Below are 18,280 nucleotides of genomic sequence, written 5' to 3'. Positions count from 1 at the left end.
CCCCGCACCGTTCCCATGGAACCGCTGGAGGCGGAAGCGCGACTGGCGACGCTCACCGGCCATGGTGCGGAGGAACGCCCTGGCCAGCGCGCCTATGCCGCCGCGGCCAGCGCCGCCTTCGCCCCGCGGGTGGTGCGCGAGGCGCCGAACATGGTGCTGGCAGAGGCCGGCACCGGCATCGGCAAGACGCTTGGCTATCTGGCGCCGGCCAGCCTGTGGGCGGAACGCGCTGGCGGCCCGGTGTGGATCTCCACCTTCACCAAGGCGCTGCAACGCCAGTTGAGTACCGAAACGCAGCGCCTGTTCCCCGACGCCGCGATCCGCCGCGAACGGGTGGTGACGCGCAAGGGCCGGGAGAATTACCTGTGCCTGCTCAATCTGGAGGATGCGCTGCAGGGCGGTTTCGCCGGTCGCGCCGCCATCCTGGCGCAGCTCGTCGCGCGCTGGGCGGCATATAGCGCGGACGGCGACATGGTGGGCGGTGATCTGCCCGGCTGGTTGCCGACGCTGTTCCGTCGCAACGGCCCCGCCGCGCTGACCGACCGGCGCGGGGAATGCGTCTATGCCGGCTGTCCGCATTACCGCAAATGCTTCATCGAACATGCCGCCCGCGCCTCCGCCCAGGCCGATATCGTCATCGCCAACCATGCGCTGGTCATGGTCAACGCCGCGCGCGGCCGCGAACTCGCCACCCGCCCCACCCGCTACGTCTTCGACGAGGGGCATCACCTGTTCGATGCCGCCGACTCGATGTTCGCGACCGCATTGACCGGTGCCGAGACGATCGAGCTTCGCCGCTGGGTGCTGGGGCCGGAGGCGGGCAGCCGGGGTCGCCGCCGCGGCCTTGCCGCCCGCCTGTCCGACGTCGCCAGCTATGACGAGGGCGGCAACCGCGCCATCGCCGATGCGGTCACTGCTGCGCAAGGACTCGCCTCCGAAGGCTGGCTCGGTCGCGTGGCCGAGGGACAGCCCTTTGGCCCGATCGAGACGCTGCTTGGCGCGGTGCGCGGCCTCACCTTCGCCCGCGCAGAGCAACCCGGTGACGCGGGCTATGGCCTGGAAACCGAACTGGCCGAACCCAGCCCCGAGTTGATCGAGGCCGCTGCTCCTGCCGCACATGCGCTCGACGCGCTGCTCCGCCCGCTGGTCGCGCTGGGCCGCCGGTTGGAGGCGGTGTTGACCGAGGCGCCCGACTGGCTGGACGGCCCGGCCCGCGCCCGCGTCGAGGGCGCGATCGCCTCACTCGCCTGGCGAGCGGAAACGGTGGCGGCGTGGCTGTCGCTGCTTGCCCGCGTCGGTGGCCCGGCGGACCCGGACTTTGTCGACTGGCTCGCCGTCGACCGGGTGGAGGGGCGCGAATATGATATCGGCTTGCATCGCCACTGGCTCGATCCCACCCGGCCCTTTGCCGAAATCGTGCTGAAGCCTGCGCATGGCGCGCTCGTCACCTCCGCGACCCTGACCGGCGGCGGCGACTGGGCGGTGGCGGAGGCGCGCACCGGTGCCCCGCATCTTGCCCGTGGGCCGTCGCATTTCGCCGCCTCCAGCCCGTTCGACTATCCCGATCGGTCCGAAGTGCTGATCGTCACCGATGTGAAGCGCGGCGATATCCCCGCGCTCGCCAACGCCTATGCCCGGCTCATCATGGCGGCGCGCGGCGGCACGCTGGGGCTGTTCACCGCGATCCGGCGCCTGCGCGGCGTGCATGGTCGCATCGCCGACCGCTTGGCGCGTGAGGGCCTTGCGCTCCACGCCCAGCATGTCGATCCGATCGATACGGGCACGCTGGTGGATATCTTTCGCGACGATCCGGCCGCCTCGCTGCTCGGTACCGATGCGCTGCGCGACGGTGTCGACGTGCCCGGCGAGTCGCTGCGCCTCGTGGTGATGGAGGGCGTGCCCTGGCCAAAGCCCACCGTGCTGCACGCCGCGCGCAAGCTGGCCGGCGGCGGCAGCGTCTATGACGATCGCATCGTGCGTGCGCGGCTGGCGCAGGCGTTCGGGCGGCTGATCCGCCGCGCCGATGATCGCGGTGCCTTTGTGCTGCTGTCCGCCGCGATGCCCTCGCGCCTGCTCGATGCCTTTCCGCCCGGCGTCGCCATTCGCCGCGTCACCCTCGACGAAGCGGTCGCCCACGTCACCGCGCGGCTTTCCTCCGACGCGCCGATCGGGCATGGAGCGCACGAACCTGCCTGAACCACGGAGACAACGCGCCCGATGAAGACGCTGACGCTGCTCCGCCACGCCAAATCCGGCTGGGATGATCCCGTTGCGCGTGATTTCGATCGGCCGCTGAACACCAAGGGGCGCCGTGCCGCGGCGATGATCGGCCGGCACCTGCGGCAATCCGCGCTCGATTTCGACCGCGTCTATGCCTCGCCCGCGGTGCGCGTCATGGAGACGCTGGACGAGGTGGGGGATGGCTATGGCCGCCGGTTCGATCCCGTCTGGGACCAGCGCATGTATCTCGCCTCCGCCGCGACGCTGCTCGACGGCATCGTCCGGCTACCCGATGCCGCGGCGCGCGTGTTGCTCGTCGGGCATAATCCGGGCCTGGAGGATCTCGTCCTAAAACTCGCGCAGGCCGGCAGCTTGCGCGACGCGGTGACGGAGAAATATCCCACCGCCAGCGTCGCCGAGCTGACCTTTGACATCACCCACTGGTCGCAGGCTGCACCGGGCGGTGCCGTGCTGACCCGCTTCGTCCGTCCGCGCGATCTCGATCCCAGCCTCGGCCCGGACACGCCGTAGGATCAGCGCCCCGCCAGCTTGTCCTTCAGCCCGGCGAACGCGTTCATCGGCTGAACCTCGTCCTCGCTGATCACACCGGCTTCGCGCAGCGCCTGCGCGGCGTTCGGGCTGCGGGGAAACGGGTCCAGCGCCAGCGCCATCGTCTCCGCCGCCGCCTCCCCCAGATCGATCGCGCTCCCCTCGATCACCACCACGTCCATCGCCTCGACGGACAGTTCCACCTCTTCCTCGCCGTCCAGCGCCTCGACGAACCGCAACTCCACCGCTTCGTCCACCACCGCAGGCACCGGCTCATCGGTCACGCCGCACGCCTGCACGACATCGCCCTGCACCCGCCCCGTCACCACCACGCCCGCCGCATCACGCCGCACCACCAGATCCGCCGACAACCTGTCCACCGCCTTCAGTCCGAAACGCCGGGCCAGACCGGCGCGTTCGGCCGCATCCGCTTCGATATGCACGGGCTTTTCGCGCTCGCCGATCGCGTCCAGGCGTTCGGGGCGGCTCCATTCGGGGGTCAAGGCAGGTCTCCATTGGTCAGGCGCGCGACCGATACGCCGGCCAGTTTCTCGCGCAAGTCCATCAGATGGGTGCTGACATGCGCCACCGCCAGCGGGTCCGGTGCCGCGCCGCGATACAGGTTGCGTATCAGCGCCGGCCCCAGGTCGCCCGCCGCGACGCCGTCGCGATACGCACCCAGCCGGCCGCCCAGCATCGCCATCATCCGCCCGATATGCTTGCCCACGACGATGTCGCCGATGCCGATCTCGCGCAACTGGCCGTCCATGTCGTCCACGAACCGCTCGGTCACCTGCGCGGACAGGGTCGCGCCCGCCGCCTCGGTCTCCAGCCGCAGCAGCACCATCGCCAGTACCGCCGCGATCATGTCGAACCGCCCGTCCACTTTGTCGGGCACCGCGCCGTCCAGATACCAGTGCGGCTCGCGCCCGCGCGCCACCACCGCATTGTACAGCGCAAGAGCCGGCTGCGGCTTCTGCCCGAACAGCCGCTGCATCACACCCATCCTCGCCCCCTGTGCGCTACCATGGACGATGCTTGTGCCCGCCCCCATCCTCGCCTATCGGATCGATCGACGGCCGATGCAATCGGCCGGGCTGTTTCCAAGGGCTCAACGGCCGCGTTTTCCGGCCCGGAGATGATGATGCGCGTTTCTTCCCCCCGGCTGGTCGCCCTGGGCCTCGTGCTGGCTCTGGCAGGTACGGCCTGCACGCCGCTGCGCTCGCATCAGGGTTATGTGGTCGACACCGATCTGGTCAACTCGGTCCAGCCGGGTGTCGACAATCGCCAGTCGGTGCTCCAGACACTGGGCCAGCCAACGATCACCAGCCAGTTCGAAGGCGGCGACTGGTATTATGTCGCGCGCGACAGCCGCAATCTCGGCTTCACCAAGCCCAAGGCGCAGGCGCAGATCACGTTGCAGATCAGCTTCGACCAGGCGGGCAACGTCACCGCGATCCGCCGTGGCGGGATCGAACAGGTCGCCTCGATCACTCCGGACGGCAAGACGACGCCGACGCTGGGCCGCAAGCGCGGCTTCTTCCAGGATCTGTTCGGCAATATCGGTTCGGTCGGTGCACCCGGCGCAGGGGCCGGCGCACCGGGCACCGGTGGCGGCCGCGGGCGCCCCTAACCACCTTATATTGGTATCGCCGACACGGTTTGGCCGCGCCCCCAACTACGCGGGGGCGCGGCCGTGCCGCGCTTGGTAACGGCACTGATCCCGAAAGGGGATGGGATCGCTGCGGCTAACGCGCCAAAACGCGAATGGGTTCGCGAGGGATTGCCCCCGCGAACCCATTCCCGCTGACGATTCGGTTGTAGCGCGTCGCTTACTGATTCATCGAGTCGAAGAAGTCCTCGTTGGTCTTGGAATTCTTCATCTTGTCGAGCAGGAACTCCATCGCGTCGATGGTACCCATCTGCATCAGGATGCGGCGCAGCACCCACATCTTGGACAGCTTGTCCTTCTGGACCAGCAGCTCCTCCTTGCGGGTACCCGACTTGCCCACGTCCAGCGCCGGGAAGATGCGCTTGTCCGCCACCTTGCGGTCCAGCACGATCTCGGAATTGCCGGTGCCCTTGAATTCCTCGAAGATCACCTCGTCCATGCGGCTGCCGGTGTCGATCAGCGCAGTGGCGATGATCGAGAGCGAGCCGCCCTCCTCGATGTTGCGCGCCGCACCGAAGAAGCGCTTCGGCCGCTGCAACGCGTTCGCGTCGACACCGCCGGTCAGCACCTTGCCCGACGAAGGCACGACGGTGTTGTAGGCGCGACCCAGACGCGTGATCGAGTCGAGGAGGATCACCACGTCCTTCTTGTGCTCGACCAGACGCTTGGCCTTTTCGATCACCATCTCGGCGACCTGCACGTGGCGCTGCGCCGGCTCGTCAAAGGTGGAGGACACGACCTCGCCCTTCACGCTGCGCTGCATGTCGGTGACTTCCTCGGGCCGCTCGTCGATCAGCAGCACGATCAGGAACACTTCCGGGTGATTGTCCGAGATCGCGCGTGCGATGTTCTGGAGCATCACCGTCTTGCCGACGCGCGGCGGTGCCACGATCAGCGTACGCTGGCCCTTGCCCTGCGGGCTGACGATGTCGATGACGCGCGCCGACTTGTCCTTCTGCGTCGGGTCAGCGGGGTCGAGGATCAGCTTCTGCTCAGGGTAGAGCGGGGTCAGATTGTCGAAGTTGACGCGGTGGCGCACCGCCTCCGGATCGTCGAAATTGACCGAGGTCAGCTTCACCAGCGCGAAATACCGCTCGCCATCCTTGGGTGCGCGGATCTCGCCTTCCACCGTGTCACCGGTGCGCAGGCCGTGCTTGCGGACCTGATTGGGCGAGACATAGATGTCGTCCGGCCCCGCCAGATAATTCGCCTCGGGGCTGCGCAGGAAGCCGAAGCCGTCGGGCAGCACCTCGATCGTGCCCAGCCCCATGATCTGGTCGCCCTTCTCCGCCTGCTCCTTCAGGATGGCGAACAGAAGGTCCTGCTTGCGCAGCGTCGATGCGCTCTCGACGCCCAGTTCCTCGGCCAGTTGCACGAGGTCGGCAGGAGTCTTCTTCTTCAGGTCTTTGAGATGCATGGGGTCGTCCGGATGGTCGGAGGGCGTCGGTCGGCGAGGATCGCAGCGAAACGAAGCGGAATAAGGCAGAGCCATCGCGGCAGGACGCCGCAAGGCTTGGAGACGGAGTTAGGTTTGGCGCGTCCCCAAGTCAAGCGCGCATCAGAAGGGCTTCACGATCACCAGCACGACGATCAGCGTCACCGCCAGCGCCGGCACCTCGTTCAGCATCCGCAACTGCCGCCCCTGCAGCGTCGGCCTGCCAGCCGCCAGCTTCTTCGCATAGCCGACCATCCAGCCATGGTAACCGCTCAGGAGCACCACGAAGAGCAGCTTCAGATGCAGCCAGCCCAGCCCCGGCGCGCCGGAAAACATTCCCAGATTGGCGGCGAGCACCAGCCCCAGCACCCAGACGACGATCATCGCCGGCGTCAGGATGATCGAGCGGATCTTGCCCTCGCGCTCGGTCCACAGCGCGGCTTCCTCCAAACGGCCCGCGGCCAGCGCCTCCTGGTGATAGACGAGGTAGCGCGGCAGCATGAACAGCCCCGCCATCCAGAAGATCACGAAGATCAGGTGCGCCGCTTTCACCCAGTCATGGGCGGCGCCGAGCAGGCCGGTCATGTGGAGCTCCGGATACGGTGGATAAGATGTTCGACATGCGCGATCGGCGTGTGCGGCAGAATGCCGTGGCCGAGATTGAAGACATGCGGCCGCCCCGACAGCGCGTGCAGGATACGGTCGACGGCATCGTCCAGTTCCCGGCCGCCCGCGATCAGCGCCAGCGGGTCCAGATTGCCCTGCACTGGCATGCCCGTGGGCAGCGCATCATGCGCCCAGGCGGGATCGACCGTTTCGTCCAGCCCGACCGCATCGACGCCGGTTTCGCGGGCATAGGCGGGCAGCTTGGCCCCGGCCCCCTTGGGGAAGCCGATGATCGGCACGCCGGGGCAGCGTGCGCGCAAGGCATCGACGATCGCCGCATTGGGCGCGATCACCCAGCGTTCGAACTGCGCCGGGCTCAGCGATCCGGCCCAGCTATCGAACAGTTGTACCGCCTCCACGCCGTGCTCGATCTGCCCCGCCAGATACTCGACCGTCAGGTTTACGATCGCATCGATGATCGCCTGAAACGCCCCGGCATCCCCGTAAGCGAAGGCGCGCGTCTCCCCCTGATCCTTCGACCCCCGCCCCGCGACCATATAGGTGGCCACCGTCCAGGGAGAGCCTGCAAAGCCCAGAAAGGTCGTCTCTGGCGGCAACTGTGCCGCCACGCGGGCGACGGTGGCATAGACCGGGTCCAGCCGCTCAGGAACCGCCACCAGCGTGTCCAACGCGGCATCGACCAGCGCCGGCGCCAGCCGCGGTCCCTCGCCGGGGCCAAAGGTCAGATCCTGCCCCAGCGCCCATGGCACCATCAATATGTCGGAAAACAGGATCGCACCATCGAAGCCGAAGCGGCGGATCGGCTGCATCGTCACTTCGGCGGCGGCGTCGGGATCGGTGGCGAGCGCCAGGAAGCCGCCCTTGTCGGCCCGCAACGCGCGATACTCGGGCAGATACCGGCCCGCCTGCCGCATCAGCCACATGGGCGGGACGGCGGCCACTTTACCTTTCAATACGGAAAGCAAGGGCTTGACAGCCTTTCCGTGAACTTCGGTGCCGATCGGGGCGAGGGTCAGGGCGACCTCCTTCCTTCTATAAAGAAGATTCTGAAAAGGGATGTTGAGGTAGTTGGCGCGTGAGAATCCGGGATTATGCGTCCCTCCCCAAAATGCCAACAGCTTGACTCGTTCCGTCCGCAGGAATCCGCGGGATTCGGATTCAGGATTCCCATGACTCACAGGCTGTGGATAGAATCGTTCACTGTGGAAAGCGGTGTGGATGAATCGACTCTTATCCCCAGCCACGCGCCGGCTTGGCGGTTAATCCCCAGTGCGCTAGCGCTTGCGCCCATGTTATCCACAGAGTCTCCCACGTCGGCATGAGCACGCGACTCCATCTGCACCTGCTGTCCGATTCCACCGGCGAGACGCTGGAGAACATCGCCAAGGCGGCACTGGCCCAATATGACGACGTCGAAACCGTGCGCCATTTCTGGCCGATGGTGCGCACCGAGACGCATCTGGAGCGCATCCTGCAGGAGATCGCGCAGAATCCGGGGCTGGTGATCTATACACTGGTCAACCCGTCTACCCGCCGCATCCTGGAAAGCCGCTGCCATGCGCTGGGGCTGCCCGCAGTCGCGCCGCTCGATCCGGTCAACGCGGCGCTGTCGGGCCTGCTGGGCGTACAGGCCAAGATGCGCCCTGGCCGCCAGCACGTTCTCGACGCCGCCTATTTCGCCCGCGTTGATGCGATCCAGTTCACCATCGCGCATGACGACGGCATCGCCTGGGAGGAATGGGAGGAGGCCGATATCGTGCTGGCCGGGGTCAGCCGCTCGTCCAAGACGCCCACCTCCATCTATCTCGCCAATCGCGGCTACAAGACGGCGAACATTCCCGTCGTGGTCGAAAGCCCGCCGCCGCCTGCGCTGTTCAGCCTGCGCCATCCCCTCGTCGTCGGCCTGACGACCAGCGCCGACCGGCTGATCGCGATCCGCCGCAACCGCCTGTTGTCGCTGAACCAGGCGCCCGACACCGACTATGTCGAGCAGGATGCGGTGAATCGCGAGATCGCCTTTGCCCGCCGGATGTTCGCCGACAATGGCTGGCCAGTGATCGACGTCACCCGCCGCTCGATCGAGGAAACTGCTGCGGCGATCATCTCGCTCGTCAATCAGCGTCGCGCGACGCTGGAGGAGCCGGCATGATCATCCTCGCCTCGCAAAGCGCCTCGCGCCGGGCGATGCTGGAGGCCGCCGGCATCGCGTTCGAGGCGCTCCCCGCGCGCGTCGATGAGGATGCGGCCAAGGCGGCGCTCGCCGGCCTGTCGCCGCGCGATCTGGCCGATGCCCTTGCCGAATTGAAGGCGGTCAAGGTCTCGCAACGTGCCGGCCCCGTCCTCACGCTTGGTTCGGATTCGGTGGTCGCGCTCCATGACGGCACCCTGCTCGACAAGCCGACCAGCCGCGAGGAAGCGGCCGAGCATCTTTCGCGCATGTCGGGGCAGGTGCACGAACTGTGGAGCGCCGCGGTCATCGCCGAACACGGCGCGCCCGTCTGGCGCCATGTCGAGCGCGCCCGCATGCATGTCCGCCCGCTCTCGCCCGCCTTCATCGATGCATATCTGGATCAGGAATGGCCCGCGATCGGCGGCTGCGTCGGCTGCTACCGGATCGAGGGGCCGGGCGTGCAGCTCTTCTCGCGCATCGAGGGGGGCCATTTCACCATCCTCGGCCTGCCGCTGCTTGCCGTGATCGGCTATCTGCGCACGCGGGGCGTGCTGCCGGCCTGAATCTTGTGCGCGCGGAGGCGCAGAGAACAAGACTTGACCGCAAAGCGGCAGCATCACACAAGCCCAAGGCGAAGACATTCGTGATCGCCCCTGTCCCTGCGCCGCACAAATCTCCGCGCCTCCGCGCCTCCGCGTGAATCAATCTTCTTTTTCTCTTCGCGTCTTCGCGTCTTCGCGTGAATCAACTGCCGTTTCGGTGTGACTGTGCGTCGCCTTGATTCACGCGAAGCCGCGAAGACGCGAAGAAGAAGATTTCACGCGGAGGCGCGGAGGCGCGGAGGCGCGGAGGATGTTTCGCAGCGGGATGGGTCGTGGGCTTTCACTTCTTTGATCCCGCTCCGCGGCGGGTTCTCTCCTTCCATCTCTGCGTCCTTTGCGCCTCTTCGCGAACCCGATCTTCTTCCCGGCACCGAAGGATCGTAAGAGAGGCGCATGACCAAGCCCTATGCCGAAGTGATCGGCGACCCGATCGCCCATTCCAAATCGCCGCTGATCCACCGCTTCTGGCTCGACGCGCTGGGGATCGATGCCGATTACCGCGCGACCCGCGTCACGCCGGAGGATCTGCCCACCTTCATCGAAAGCCGGCGCAGCGACCCCGCCTGGCGCGGCTGCAACGTCACCGTGCCGCACAAGGTCGCCGCGCTCGATCTGGTCGAGGACCCGGGCGACGTGCGTGGGTCGATCGGCGCGGTCAACACGATCGTCCGGGCCGAGGATGGCGCGCTGACCGGCACCAACACCGACGCTGCCGGCTTCTATACACCGATCGCCGACCTCGATTTGGCGGGCAAGCCGGTGACGGTGATCGGGGCAGGGGGCGCGGCGCGGGCGATCCTGTTCGCGCTGGCCCGAATGGATGTCGGCCCCGTCACGCTGATGAACCGCAACGTGTTGAAGGGCGCGGCGCTGCTCTCCTCCTTCGGCTTGAAGGGGCAGGCGCTGCCGCTGCAACCCGCCGCGCCGCCCTCTGCCCTGGTGGTCAACGCGACCAGCCTGGGCATGACCGGACAGCCGCCGCTGTCGCTCGACCTGACGGCGCTGCCCGACGATGCGCTGGTGTACGACATCGTCTACGCCCCGCTGGAAACCGACCTGCTCGCCGCGGCGCGTGCCCGCAATCTCGATACGGTCGACGGGCTGGAGATGCTGGTCGGCCAGGCCGCGGTCGCGTTCGAGCTGTTCTTCGGCGCCGCGCCACCGCGCGACCGGGACGACGAACTGCGCGACCGGCTGATCGCATGATCCGGTTGGGCCTGACCGGCTCGATCGGCATGGGCAAGTCGACCGTGGCGGCGATGTTCGCCGATGAAGGCGTGCCGGTGTTCGATGCCGATGCCGCCGTCCACCGTCTGCAAGGCCCCGGCGGGCGCGTCGTCGCCGCGATCGAGGCGGCGTTTCCCGGTACGACCGGGGCAGGGGGCGTGAACCGCCCCGCTCTGTCCGCCGCGGTGCTGGGCGACCGCCATGCGATCCGCCGGCTGGAGGCGATCGTCCACCCGGCCGTTGCCGAGGAACGTGCCGCCTTTCTGGCCGCCCATGCCGATGCGCCGATCGTCCTGCTCGACGTGCCGTTATTGTTCGAGACCGGCGGTGACCGCGCGGTCGATGCGGTCGTGGTCGTCTCCGCTGCCCCCGATGTCCAGCGCGCCCGCGTGCTGGCCCGTCCCGGCATGACCCCGGCCAAGCTGGACGCGATCCTGGCCCGCCAGATGCCCGATGCCGAAAAGCGTACCCGCGCCGATCATGTCGTCGCGACCGATGTGTCGCTCGCCGAAACCCGCGCCGCGGTGCAGCGGGTGATCGCTTGCGTACGCAGCTGCGAAGGCCGATAGTCCGTTCATGCGCGAGATCGTGTTCGATACCGAGACTACCGGCTTCAAATTTTCCGAAGGAGACCGGCTGGTCGAGATCGGTTGCGTCGAAATGGTCAACCGGGTCGAAACCGGCCGCACCTTTCACGCCTATTTCAATCCCGAACGTCCCATGCCGCCCGAGGCGCAGGCGATCCACGGCCTGTCGGACGCCTTTCTGCGCGACAAGCCGGTGTTCGCCGCCGGGGTGGCGGATCTGCTCGACTTCATCGGCGATGCGCCGCTGATCGCGCACAACGCCACCTTCGACTTCGGCTTCATCAATGGCGAGCTGCAGGCGTGCGGCTTCCCGCCGGTGTGCATGCGCACGCGCATGGTGGATACGCTCGCCATCGCGCGCCAGCGGCATCCCGGTGCCAAGCACACGCTGGACGCACTCTGCTCGCGTTTCGGCATCGATCGCTCGCACCGCGTGCTGCACGGCGCGCTGCTCGACGCGCAGTTGCTCGCCCAGGTCTATGTCGAGCTGATGGGCGGCCGTCAGATCGGGCTGGGCCTCGGCGTCGAGGCGGTGGAGGCTGCTGCCGCTGCGCCCGCCGCGGTGCGGGTTGCGGCAAAGGTGCGCCCGCCGCGGGTTTTTACCGTGCCGGAGGGAGAACTTGCCGCCCACGCGGCGTTTCTTGCGAAGATCACTGATCCGATCTGGGGGGCCGGGGCGTCCGGATGACGCCGAACTGAAGGGACAGGCCAAAAGGACCGTCCGACTTACTTATTGGAGAAGACGATGGATATCCGGATTTCTGGTCATCAGGTCGAAACGGGCGACGCCCTTGGGACCCATGTCACCGACCGTCTTCAGGGTATCGCCGAGAAGCATTTCGCCCGCACCATCTCGTCCGAAGTCACCTTCGGCAAGGGGCCGCACAACGGGTTCAAATGCGACATCGTGATGCACGTCACCCGCGGGCTGGTGCTGAAAGGGCGCCATGACGCGCAGGATGCCCATCTCGCCTTTGATGGCGCGGCCACCCGCATCGAGAAGCAGCTTCGCCGCTATGCCCGCCGCCTGAAGGACCGCAACGCCAGCGAGGCGATCGAGATCGCCGAATCGATCGGCTACGACGCCGGCTATACCCTGTTCGCCGAGACGATCGACGACGATCAGGAAGCGGGCGATGCACCCCTGATCGTGGCAGAAACCCGGGTCGACATTCCCGATGCGTCGGTGTCGGACGCGGTCATGATGCTCGATTTGCGTGATACCGCGGCGCTTTTGTTCAAGAATTCGGGCACCGGCGCCTATAACATGGTCTATCGTCGCGGCGACGGCACGATCGGATGGGTGGAGCCAAGCCGCGCGGCTTGATCTATCGCAAGCCCCCGCCGGTCGCTATGGCGCGTCTCGCGCGGGGGCGCGCACCCGAGAAGTGACCATGACCGATTTCAGCGACATGCTGCGCCATGATGCCGTTCTGACCGGCGTCGTGACCGCCAACAAGAAGAGTCTTTTCCAGCAACTGGCATCCGTCGCCGCGCTCCAGACCGGGCTCGATCCGCGCGTCGTCGCCGAGAAGCTGGCGGAGCGTGAGAAGCTGGGATCGACAGGGTTCGGCGGCGGTGTCGCCATCCCGCACGGCAAGCTGGAGGGGCTGCCACAGATCGTCGCGGTGTTCGCACGGCTGGCGCAACCCATTGAATTTCAGGCGGTGGACGACGTTCCCGTCGACCTGATCTTTGCGCTGTTCTCGCCCGTCGGGGCGGGGTCTGATCATCTGAAGGCGCTGGCTCGCGTGTCCCGCCGGATGCGCGACCGTGCGTTTTTGGCCAAGCTGCGCGGCGCCGGCTCGCCCGATGCACTGTGGGCGCTTCTGACGCAGGACGAGGCGCGTGACGCCGCCTGAGGGCGAAGCGGCGCATTTCCGCGCGCTCGAGTCGCTGTACGCCCACGCCCCGATCAACCGGCTGTTCGAATCGACGCTGGAGGTGCCTGGCCCCGGCATTGCCCGTATCCGCTTCATGGTGGATGAGCGGCATTACCATGCGGCCGGCGCCGCACACGGCACCAGCTACTTCAAGATGCTGGACGATGCCGCGTTCTACGCCGCCAACAGCCTGGTCACCGATCGTTTCCTGCTGACCACGCAGTTCAACCTGCTGCTCACCCGCCCGCTCAAGGCCGGTCCGGTCACGGCGGAGGGGCGCTGGATCAGCGGACAACGCCGCGTCTTTGTCGCCGACGCCCGGCTGGTCGATGCAGGCGGCGAGGAGGTCGCGCGCGGCACCGGCACCTTCATGCGCTCGCAGATCGCATTGGCCGGATTGCCGGGCTATCGCACGGCATGACCGCCCGGCTGCCCACCCGCCTGCTGGTCGATGCGCTGCTCCGACGGGCCAATGATCGCGGCGACATGGGGATGGTGCTGGCCCGCGGCGATCGGGACGCCGGCGGATTGCTGGTGATCGTCGTCGATCGCGATGGCACCGAGCGTATTCTGGAGCGCCGGCTTGATTTCGACGGCCGCGCGACGCTGGTCGACGTAACCCCTGCAAACGATATCACAAACTATCGCGAACGGCGCCGCGCGCAGGATCCGGACCTTTGGATCGTCGAACTGAACGTCCCGGAGCCGGAACGATTCATCGCTGAAACGCTCGGCCAAGGTTGACGAAACGGGCCGTTCCGGCCACGAGGCGTCATCGCAAACACGCGTTGTGCTGCATTCGGGTGCGATCCGGATCGGTTACGCAGTCGGGGGGAAGCCCGGACGAGCGCCTTGGCCGCTCGGGTCCGTGATCCAACCGCATGTCCGTTTTGGTGAATGACTGTATTCAAGCGGGTCGCGGCGTTCGCGACCATGTCTCTTGCTGTCGCCGGTCTGCTCGGCACCAGCACACCCGGTCAGGCCCGACCGACCCATGCCAATGGGATCGCGGCGACCGGCATCGGGATGCTCACTCCCGCTTCCTTTTCCATCAACGTCTCGGATTTGGTTCCGGTTCCGCAGACCGCCACGGCGGTGCAGGCCGCGACCCCCGATCTTTCGGATGCCGAGACGGACGATTACGACACGCTGGCTGAAGCCGTCGCCGCCCAGAACGCGAATGACGATGATGAGGCGCTTCGCTGCCTCGCCGGTGCCATCTACTTTGAATCCAAGGGTGAACCGCTGTCGGGCCAGCTCGCTGTGGCGCAGGTCGTCCTCAACCGCGCTCGCTCGGGCCAGTTCCCCTCCGAGCTGTGCGATGTCATCAAGCAGCGTGGCCAGTTCGGCTTCGTGCGCGGCGGGGAGATCCCCGACATCAACGAAAGCCGCACCGCCTATCGCACCGCCGTCGCCGTCGCCAAGGTCGCGCTGGCGGAGGCCTGGGACAGCGAAGTCGGCAAGGCGCTGTATTTCAATACGCCTGATCGCCGTCCGGCTGCGCGCCTGACGCGCATCGCCTCCATCGGCAACCACATCTTCTATCGCTGATCGGTTTTCCGGCCATTCCGGGGGAATGCGCGCCGGGGATTTGCCATGTTCCGCGAATGTTCTATGGCGGGCGGCATGTTGGACGTGCCGCCCGCCAGTTGTGTCGATGATCCGCATTCGCCGGTCTGCGCCGCCGATGTCGCGCGCGGCGTCACGCGGATGCTGCTCCGCCATGATCTCACCACCATCGGTGAAGTGCCGCTGGAGGGCGGTCGCCGCGCCGATCTGATGGCGATCGATGCCAAGGGGCGGATCGTCATCGTCGAGATCAAGGTTTCGCGCGCCGATCTGCTCGGCGACGGCAAATGGCCGGACTATCTCGACCATTGCGACCGCTTCTTCTGGGCGATGCCGGCCGGGTTCGACCTGTCCCCGCTCGACGGCCCCGCCTTTCTGCCCGAACGCACCGGCATCATCGTCGCCGACCGTTACGACGCCGCGATCGTGCGGGAGGCGCATACCCATCCGCTGGCGGCGCACATCCGCAAACGCTGCACGCTCGCCTATGCCCGCCGCGCCGCGCGCCGCCTGACCGCGCTGATCGATCCCGACGCGGCCGCCTGAGGTCGCAGGGCTACCGCGCAGCCCCGCAGGTCACCGTCCCCCCGCCGGGCGCATCCACCCGGCATTTCGGCCGCCCGGCGACCGTCACCTGTCCCAGCCCCATATTCGCGATCGTCGCGGTATAGCGCGCCCGCGCCTGTATCTCGCCTGCACCGTCCAGCCGCGCGATCAGGTCGCCGGCCTCCAGTGCCTCGGCATCGATCGTGCCCGTGCCGCTGCTGGTCAGCCGCACCCGGTCCGCCCGTCCACCGACGCTGATCGCGCCCGGACCGATCACCGTCGCGGTCAGTTGCGTCGCCTGCGCGCTTTCCACCGCGATCGACCCCGCGCCGCCCACCGACAGGTCCACCCGGTCGCCCTTGACCGCGCTCACCGTCACCACGCTGCCCGCCAGAGCGCTGACCGCATTCACCGTCAGCGTCGACACGGTAACCGCCACCGGCGTCGCCCGGCGCGGACCCCATCCGGCGCCCAGCGTATCGCGCGCCTTGCGTACCACCAGACTGCGCCCGTCGACGCGAATCTCCACGCCGTCCAACGCATCCGCCGCGCCCGAAACCGTCGCACGCGGCGAGCGTCCGGCCAGGACCTGCACCTTGTACGGCCCCTCGACACGAATGCGGTCGAAACTGCCGAGCGGAATCTGGCGATCGGCCGCGATCGCCATACCGGGCACGCAGAGAAGGAGGGCAGCGATCACGGCACGGCGCATGGTCATGCCCGCAATCCTCGGCCCATGATCGATCCGGGGCAAGAGGGAAGGGGCCTCAGCCCCCGCAGCGTGCCCGGCCGGATCCCATCCGCCGCGTCGTACAGCGCGCCGCCGGACCCAGATCGACATCGCCCGATCCCATGATCGACACGGTCGCCGGCCCTTCCACCCGTGCCGTGGCGCTGCCCGATCCCGCGATCGAGACTTTCGCCGACTTCGCCCGCAGCGCCGACGCGGCAACGCTGCCCGAGCCGGCGATGTTGAGGTTCAACATGTCCGCGGTCCCCGACGCGCGCAGCCCGCCCGATCCGGCGATGCTGAAATCGGCATGCTCCACCCGCAGGGCGCCGATGCCCAGCGATCCCGAACCCGCCACGCTGGCGCCGAAATGCGGTCCCGACACCTGGTCGATCGTCAGCGATCCCGATCCCGACACCCCGGCATCGGTGATCCGCGGCATCGTCACGAACACCTTTACGCGCCCGCGCGACACCCAGTTGCCACCACGCCTCTGCCGCCCGATACGCAGCGTATCGCCGCTGCGCTCGATACGCATGGTATCGAGTTCGCTCGCCGGCCCTTCCGCACGGACCGAAAAGCCGCTGCCGACCTGGACCGCGACCGAATCCGCCCCCTGCACGTCGACACCGGTAAAGCCGGTCACTGGATAGCTGCGGCTGGTGCTGCCGGTTTCGGCACTCGCTTCACCATCGTCGCCCGATCGCCCGAAGGAACAGGCCATGGCGGGAATGGCGAGCAGCACGAGGGTAAGGGGAATGAAGCGACGCATGGCGATCCTCCTGTGTATTGCATGAACAATACACGGCGTTTCGCCGCTCGCCAAACGAAAAGGGCGGCCCCTTGTCGGAGCCGCCCTACCCGAGCCTCAACAGAGACGCGCAAGGCGCGTCAGGCGGCAGGCTTTTCCTTGTTATAGATCGCGGCGGCGGCACGCAGGATTTCCAGGATCTTCTCCTGGGCGCGTGGCTCGTCCACCTCTTCCATCGCGGCCAGCTCGCGAGCCAGACGGCTGGTCGCCGCTTCGAAGATCTGGCGCTCGGAATAGCTCTGCTCGGGCTGGTCGTCGGCACGGAACAGGTCGCGGACCACCTCGGCGATCGACACCAGGTCGCCCGAATTGATCTTCGCCTCATATTCCTGCGCGCGGCGCGACCACATGGTGCGCTTCACCTTGGGCTTGCCCTTCAGCGTTTCCATCGCCTCGCGCATCGTCTTGTCGGACGACAGCTTGCGCATACCGACCGATTCGGCCTTGTTGGTGGGCACGCGGAGCGTCATGCGCTCCTTTTCGAAACGCAGCACGTACAGTTCGAGCTGAAGCCCCGCGATTTCCTGCTTTTGCAGCTCGATGACGCGCCCCACGCCATGCTTGGGGTACACGACATAATCACCGACATCGAAGGAGAGCGCCTTGGCAGCCATTGATGGGCCTTTCCGGATCAAGGCCTTCACGCGACCGCCATTTCGCGGACAATACCGCTGCAAGGGCCGTCGGGAAGGAGGGGTCGAACACTAGAAGGCGGGCGAGGTCATACAGGTTCGCCCGACATGGCCCCTTTTAACATGCCGGCAACAAAATTACTAGCCAAACTGTCCGTTTGGCTGACCCGAACGCGGTAGTGGCGCAGGGGTTCCCCTACACCATCCATGTTAGTCCTGCAACTGCTTCGCAATAGAAAGATTCAACGGCGGATGTTGATCTCGATCAATCGCCCTTGCCGGGTTCGGCGGAGAAGAACTGCTCGTACTTGTTTTCCACGCCCTTCATCTCGTCGGCATCGGGTGGCGTCTGGTCCAGCTTGCGCGTGACGTTGGGCCACTGCGCGGAGAAGGTGGTGTTCAACTCCAGCCACTGTTCCAGATTGCTTTCGGTGTCGGGCAGGATCGCCTCGGCCGGGCATTCCGGTTCGCACACACCGCAATCGATGCATTCGGACGGATTGATGACGAGCATGTTCTCGCCCTCGTAGAAACAATCCACGGGGCACACCTCGACGCAGTCCATATACTTGCAGCGGATGCAGGCATCGGTGACGACGTAGGTCATGGAAACTCCTGAGGGGATAACGCGGTGCTGCTATGTCGCGTTCCGGCTCGCGTCAATCGACACGCGCCTGCTGCGAAACGTTAGCAGTCTCCAGATCGGTGTAACAGCCTTGCGCCTCGGACGCCGGGCCGCGCCGGGCGGGTAGCGCCTCTACACGGATCACCCGCACGCGTCCATGCGCTATGTAGGTCAATATGTTGCCGACGCGCACACAGGCATGCGCCCGGTCGATCGCACGCCCGTCCAGCCGCAAATGGCCGTCGCATGCAATCGCCTGTGCGGCGCTGCGCGTCTTGGCCAGACGTGCCCACCACAGGAATCGGTCCAGCCGCATCGTGTCGGTCGCCATGGTGTCACCCATGCGGGCGCCAGTCGGCCAAGGCGGCAAAGGCATTGTCCGGGGCGGGACGGGC

24 protein-coding genes are annotated in these 18,280 nt (G+C 67.0%); 14 read left to right on the top strand and 10 right to left on the bottom strand.

What is annotated here, in order from left to right; genetic code table 11:
* Both Q0U08_RS08420 and Q0U08_RS08415 read left to right on the top strand, forming a co-directional pair.
* The coding region (locus Q0U08_RS08420) for an ATP-dependent DNA helicase (RefSeq protein WP_298090916.1) at nt 1-2,196 on the top strand (2,196 nt) is incomplete at its 5' end.
* 21 nt (nt 2,197-2,217) lie between these two features.
* On the top strand, nt 2,218-2,751 hold the full coding sequence (locus Q0U08_RS08415) for a histidine phosphatase family protein (RefSeq protein WP_298090915.1): 534 nt from the start codon (nt 2,218-2,220) through the stop codon (nt 2,749-2,751).
* 2 nt (nt 2,752-2,753) lie between these two features.
* Here the strand turns inward: Q0U08_RS08415 and Q0U08_RS08410 are convergent, their stop codons facing one another.
* Nucleotides 2,754-3,272, bottom strand: coding sequence for a DUF177 domain-containing protein (locus tag Q0U08_RS08410; RefSeq protein WP_298090914.1), 519 nt, complete (start codon nt 3,270-3,272; stop codon nt 2,754-2,756).
* The gene (locus Q0U08_RS08405; protein WP_298090913.1) at nt 3,269-3,775 is read right to left on the bottom strand and encodes a ubiquinol-cytochrome C chaperone family protein; all 507 of its coding nucleotides are present in this window, start codon (nt 3,773-3,775) and stop codon (nt 3,269-3,271) included. Before Q0U08_RS08405 ends, Q0U08_RS08410 begins: the two co-directional genes overlap by 4 nt.
* A gap of 138 nt (nt 3,776-3,913) precedes the next feature.
* Between Q0U08_RS08405 and Q0U08_RS08400 the strand changes: the two genes are divergently transcribed.
* Nucleotides 3,914-4,402, top strand: a complete 489-nt coding sequence (locus Q0U08_RS08400) for an outer membrane protein assembly factor BamE (RefSeq protein ID WP_298090910.1) — start codon at nt 3,914-3,916, stop codon at nt 4,400-4,402.
* 199 nt (nt 4,403-4,601) lie between these two features.
* On the opposite strand, the gene rho is transcribed toward Q0U08_RS08400, so the two are convergent.
* From rho to hemE, 3 genes are all read right to left on the bottom strand, one after another.
* On the bottom strand, nt 4,602-5,858 hold the full coding sequence (gene rho / locus Q0U08_RS08395; protein WP_112383925.1) for a transcription termination factor Rho: 1,257 nt from the start codon (nt 5,856-5,858) through the stop codon (nt 4,602-4,604).
* A 141-nt stretch (nt 5,859-5,999) separates the two neighbouring features.
* Entirely contained in the window at nt 6,000-6,461 is a 462-nt protein-coding gene (locus Q0U08_RS08390; RefSeq protein ID WP_298090909.1) for a CopD family protein, read from the bottom strand.
* Complete coding sequence (hemE, locus tag Q0U08_RS08385) at nt 6,458-7,504, bottom strand: uroporphyrinogen decarboxylase (protein WP_298090918.1); 1,047 nt, start codon at nt 7,502-7,504, stop codon at nt 6,458-6,460. Before hemE ends, Q0U08_RS08390 begins: the two co-directional genes overlap by 4 nt.
* 317 nt (nt 7,505-7,821) lie before the next feature.
* Here hemE and Q0U08_RS08380 point away from each other — a divergent pair, with 317 nt between their 5' ends.
* The 11 genes from Q0U08_RS08380 to Q0U08_RS08330 all read left to right on the top strand — a co-directional run bounded on the left by Q0U08_RS08380 (nt 7,822) and on the right by Q0U08_RS08330 (nt 15,087).
* A complete protein-coding gene (locus tag Q0U08_RS08380; RefSeq protein WP_298090908.1) occupies nt 7,822-8,652 on the top strand; it encodes a pyruvate, water dikinase regulatory protein in 831 nt (276 codons plus the stop codon).
* On the top strand, nt 8,649-9,236 hold the full coding sequence (locus tag Q0U08_RS08375) for a nucleoside triphosphate pyrophosphatase (protein ID WP_298090907.1): 588 nt from the start codon (nt 8,649-8,651) through the stop codon (nt 9,234-9,236). Before Q0U08_RS08380 ends, Q0U08_RS08375 begins: the two co-directional genes overlap by 4 nt.
* Nucleotides 9,237-9,668: 432 nt before the next feature.
* Nucleotides 9,669-10,481, top strand: a complete 813-nt coding sequence (gene aroE / locus Q0U08_RS08370) for a shikimate dehydrogenase (protein ID WP_298090906.1) — start codon at nt 9,669-9,671, stop codon at nt 10,479-10,481.
* Nucleotides 10,478-11,071 (top strand): dephospho-CoA kinase, encoded by a 594-nt coding sequence (gene coaE / locus Q0U08_RS08365; protein ID WP_298090904.1) that lies wholly within the window; start codon nt 10,478-10,480, stop codon nt 11,069-11,071. The genes aroE and coaE overlap by 4 nt, the downstream gene beginning before the upstream one ends.
* 7 nt (nt 11,072-11,078) lie before the next feature.
* Entirely contained in the window at nt 11,079-11,777 is a 699-nt protein-coding gene (dnaQ, locus tag Q0U08_RS08360; protein ID WP_298090903.1) for a DNA polymerase III subunit epsilon, read from the top strand.
* Between the two features lie 57 nt (nt 11,778-11,834).
* Nucleotides 11,835-12,416 (top strand): ribosome-associated translation inhibitor RaiA, encoded by a 582-nt coding sequence (raiA, locus tag Q0U08_RS08355; protein WP_112383917.1) that lies wholly within the window; start codon nt 11,835-11,837, stop codon nt 12,414-12,416.
* 67 nt (nt 12,417-12,483) lie between these two features.
* Nucleotides 12,484-12,951: a PTS sugar transporter subunit IIA gene (locus tag Q0U08_RS08350; protein ID WP_298090902.1), complete on the top strand. Its 468-nt coding sequence runs from the start codon at nt 12,484-12,486 to the stop codon at nt 12,949-12,951.
* Entirely contained in the window at nt 12,938-13,393 is a 456-nt protein-coding gene (locus Q0U08_RS08345; RefSeq protein WP_298090901.1) for a PaaI family thioesterase, read from the top strand. Before Q0U08_RS08350 ends, Q0U08_RS08345 begins: the two co-directional genes overlap by 14 nt.
* Nucleotides 13,390-13,716 carry a DUF1491 family protein gene (locus Q0U08_RS08340; protein WP_298090900.1) on the top strand — a complete coding sequence of 109 codons (327 nt, stop codon included), beginning with the start codon at nt 13,390-13,392 and terminating at the stop codon, nt 13,714-13,716. The genes Q0U08_RS08345 and Q0U08_RS08340 overlap by 4 nt, the downstream gene beginning before the upstream one ends.
* Nucleotides 13,717-13,905: 189 nt before the next feature.
* Nucleotides 13,906-14,523: a cell wall hydrolase gene (locus tag Q0U08_RS08335; protein ID WP_298090898.1), complete on the top strand. Its 618-nt coding sequence runs from the start codon at nt 13,906-13,908 to the stop codon at nt 14,521-14,523.
* Between the two features lie 75 nt (nt 14,524-14,598).
* Nucleotides 14,599-15,087 carry an MmcB family DNA repair protein gene (locus Q0U08_RS08330; protein WP_298090896.1) on the top strand — a complete coding sequence of 163 codons (489 nt, stop codon included), beginning with the start codon at nt 14,599-14,601 and terminating at the stop codon, nt 15,085-15,087.
* 10 nt (nt 15,088-15,097) lie between these two features.
* Here the strand turns inward: Q0U08_RS08330 and Q0U08_RS08325 are convergent, their stop codons facing one another.
* The 5 genes from Q0U08_RS08325 to Q0U08_RS08305 all read right to left on the bottom strand — a co-directional run bounded on the left by Q0U08_RS08325 (nt 15,098) and on the right by Q0U08_RS08305 (nt 18,228).
* Nucleotides 15,098-15,805, bottom strand: a complete 708-nt coding sequence (locus tag Q0U08_RS08325; RefSeq protein WP_298090894.1) for a DUF2807 domain-containing protein — start codon at nt 15,803-15,805, stop codon at nt 15,098-15,100.
* Nucleotides 15,806-15,854: 49 nt separating this feature from the next.
* Nucleotides 15,855-16,589 (bottom strand): head GIN domain-containing protein, encoded by a 735-nt coding sequence (locus tag Q0U08_RS08320; RefSeq protein ID WP_298090893.1) that lies wholly within the window; start codon nt 16,587-16,589, stop codon nt 15,855-15,857.
* A 119-nt stretch (nt 16,590-16,708) separates the two neighbouring features.
* Complete coding sequence (locus Q0U08_RS08315) at nt 16,709-17,242, bottom strand: CarD family transcriptional regulator (RefSeq protein ID WP_112383911.1); 534 nt, start codon at nt 17,240-17,242, stop codon at nt 16,709-16,711.
* A 283-nt stretch (nt 17,243-17,525) separates the two neighbouring features.
* On the bottom strand, nt 17,526-17,867 hold the full coding sequence (fdxA, locus tag Q0U08_RS08310) for a ferredoxin FdxA (protein WP_298090891.1): 342 nt from the start codon (nt 17,865-17,867) through the stop codon (nt 17,526-17,528).
* A gap of 52 nt (nt 17,868-17,919) precedes the next feature.
* Nucleotides 17,920-18,228: a S4 domain-containing protein gene (locus Q0U08_RS08305; RefSeq protein WP_298090890.1), complete on the bottom strand. Its 309-nt coding sequence runs from the start codon at nt 18,226-18,228 to the stop codon at nt 17,920-17,922.
* Nucleotides 18,229-18,280: the final 52 nt, after the last annotated feature.

The organism is uncultured Sphingomonas sp. (genome assembly GCF_946477935.1).
Classification (GTDB): Bacteria; Pseudomonadota; Alphaproteobacteria; order Sphingomonadales; family Sphingomonadaceae; genus Sphingomonas.
The sequence above is the reverse complement of the archived record's forward strand: the minus strand, read 5'-3'. Positions and strand labels throughout refer to the sequence as shown.

Bases quoted from the DNA above. Each gene is read 5' to 3' on its own strand.
- Q0U08_RS08375 (WP_298090907.1), top strand. From the start codon at position 8,649: ATGATCATCCTCGCCTCGCAAAGCGCCTCGCGCCGGGCGATGCTGGAG.
- Q0U08_RS08390 (WP_298090909.1), bottom strand. From the start codon at position 6,461: ATGACCGGCCTGCTCGGCGCCGCCCATGACTGGGTGAAAGCGGCGCAC.
- rho (WP_112383925.1), bottom strand. From the start codon at position 5,858: ATGCATCTCAAAGACCTGAAGAAGAAGACTCCTGCCGACCTCGTGCAA.
- fdxA (WP_298090891.1), bottom strand. From the start codon at position 17,867: ATGACCTACGTCGTCACCGATGCCTGCATCCGCTGCAAGTATATGGAC.
- Q0U08_RS08325 (WP_298090894.1), bottom strand. From the start codon at position 15,805: ATGACCATGCGCCGTGCCGTGATCGCTGCCCTCCTTCTCTGCGTGCCC.
- Q0U08_RS08320 (WP_298090893.1), bottom strand. From the start codon at position 16,589: ATGCGTCGCTTCATTCCCCTTACCCTCGTGCTGCTCGCCATTCCCGCC.
- aroE (WP_298090906.1), top strand. From the start codon at position 9,669: ATGACCAAGCCCTATGCCGAAGTGATCGGCGACCCGATCGCCCATTCC.
- Q0U08_RS08380 (WP_298090908.1), top strand. From the start codon at position 7,822: ATGAGCACGCGACTCCATCTGCACCTGCTGTCCGATTCCACCGGCGAG.
- Q0U08_RS08415 (WP_298090915.1), top strand. From the start codon at position 2,218: ATGAAGACGCTGACGCTGCTCCGCCACGCCAAATCCGGCTGGGATGAT.
- Q0U08_RS08305 (WP_298090890.1), bottom strand. From the start codon at position 18,228: ATGGGTGACACCATGGCGACCGACACGATGCGGCTGGACCGATTCCTG.
- Q0U08_RS08405 (WP_298090913.1), bottom strand. From the start codon at position 3,775: ATGGGTGTGATGCAGCGGCTGTTCGGGCAGAAGCCGCAGCCGGCTCTT.
- dnaQ (WP_298090903.1), top strand. From the start codon at position 11,079: ATGCGCGAGATCGTGTTCGATACCGAGACTACCGGCTTCAAATTTTCC.
- Q0U08_RS08400 (WP_298090910.1), top strand. From the start codon at position 3,914: ATGCGCGTTTCTTCCCCCCGGCTGGTCGCCCTGGGCCTCGTGCTGGCT.
- Q0U08_RS08335 (WP_298090898.1), top strand. From the start codon at position 13,906: ATGTCTCTTGCTGTCGCCGGTCTGCTCGGCACCAGCACACCCGGTCAG.
- Q0U08_RS08340 (WP_298090900.1), top strand. From the start codon at position 13,390: ATGACCGCCCGGCTGCCCACCCGCCTGCTGGTCGATGCGCTGCTCCGA.
- raiA (WP_112383917.1), top strand. From the start codon at position 11,835: ATGGATATCCGGATTTCTGGTCATCAGGTCGAAACGGGCGACGCCCTT.
- coaE (WP_298090904.1), top strand. From the start codon at position 10,478: ATGATCCGGTTGGGCCTGACCGGCTCGATCGGCATGGGCAAGTCGACC.
- Q0U08_RS08350 (WP_298090902.1), top strand. From the start codon at position 12,484: ATGACCGATTTCAGCGACATGCTGCGCCATGATGCCGTTCTGACCGGC.
- Q0U08_RS08330 (WP_298090896.1), top strand. From the start codon at position 14,599: ATGTTGGACGTGCCGCCCGCCAGTTGTGTCGATGATCCGCATTCGCCG.
- Q0U08_RS08315 (WP_112383911.1), bottom strand. From the start codon at position 17,242: ATGGCTGCCAAGGCGCTCTCCTTCGATGTCGGTGATTATGTCGTGTAC.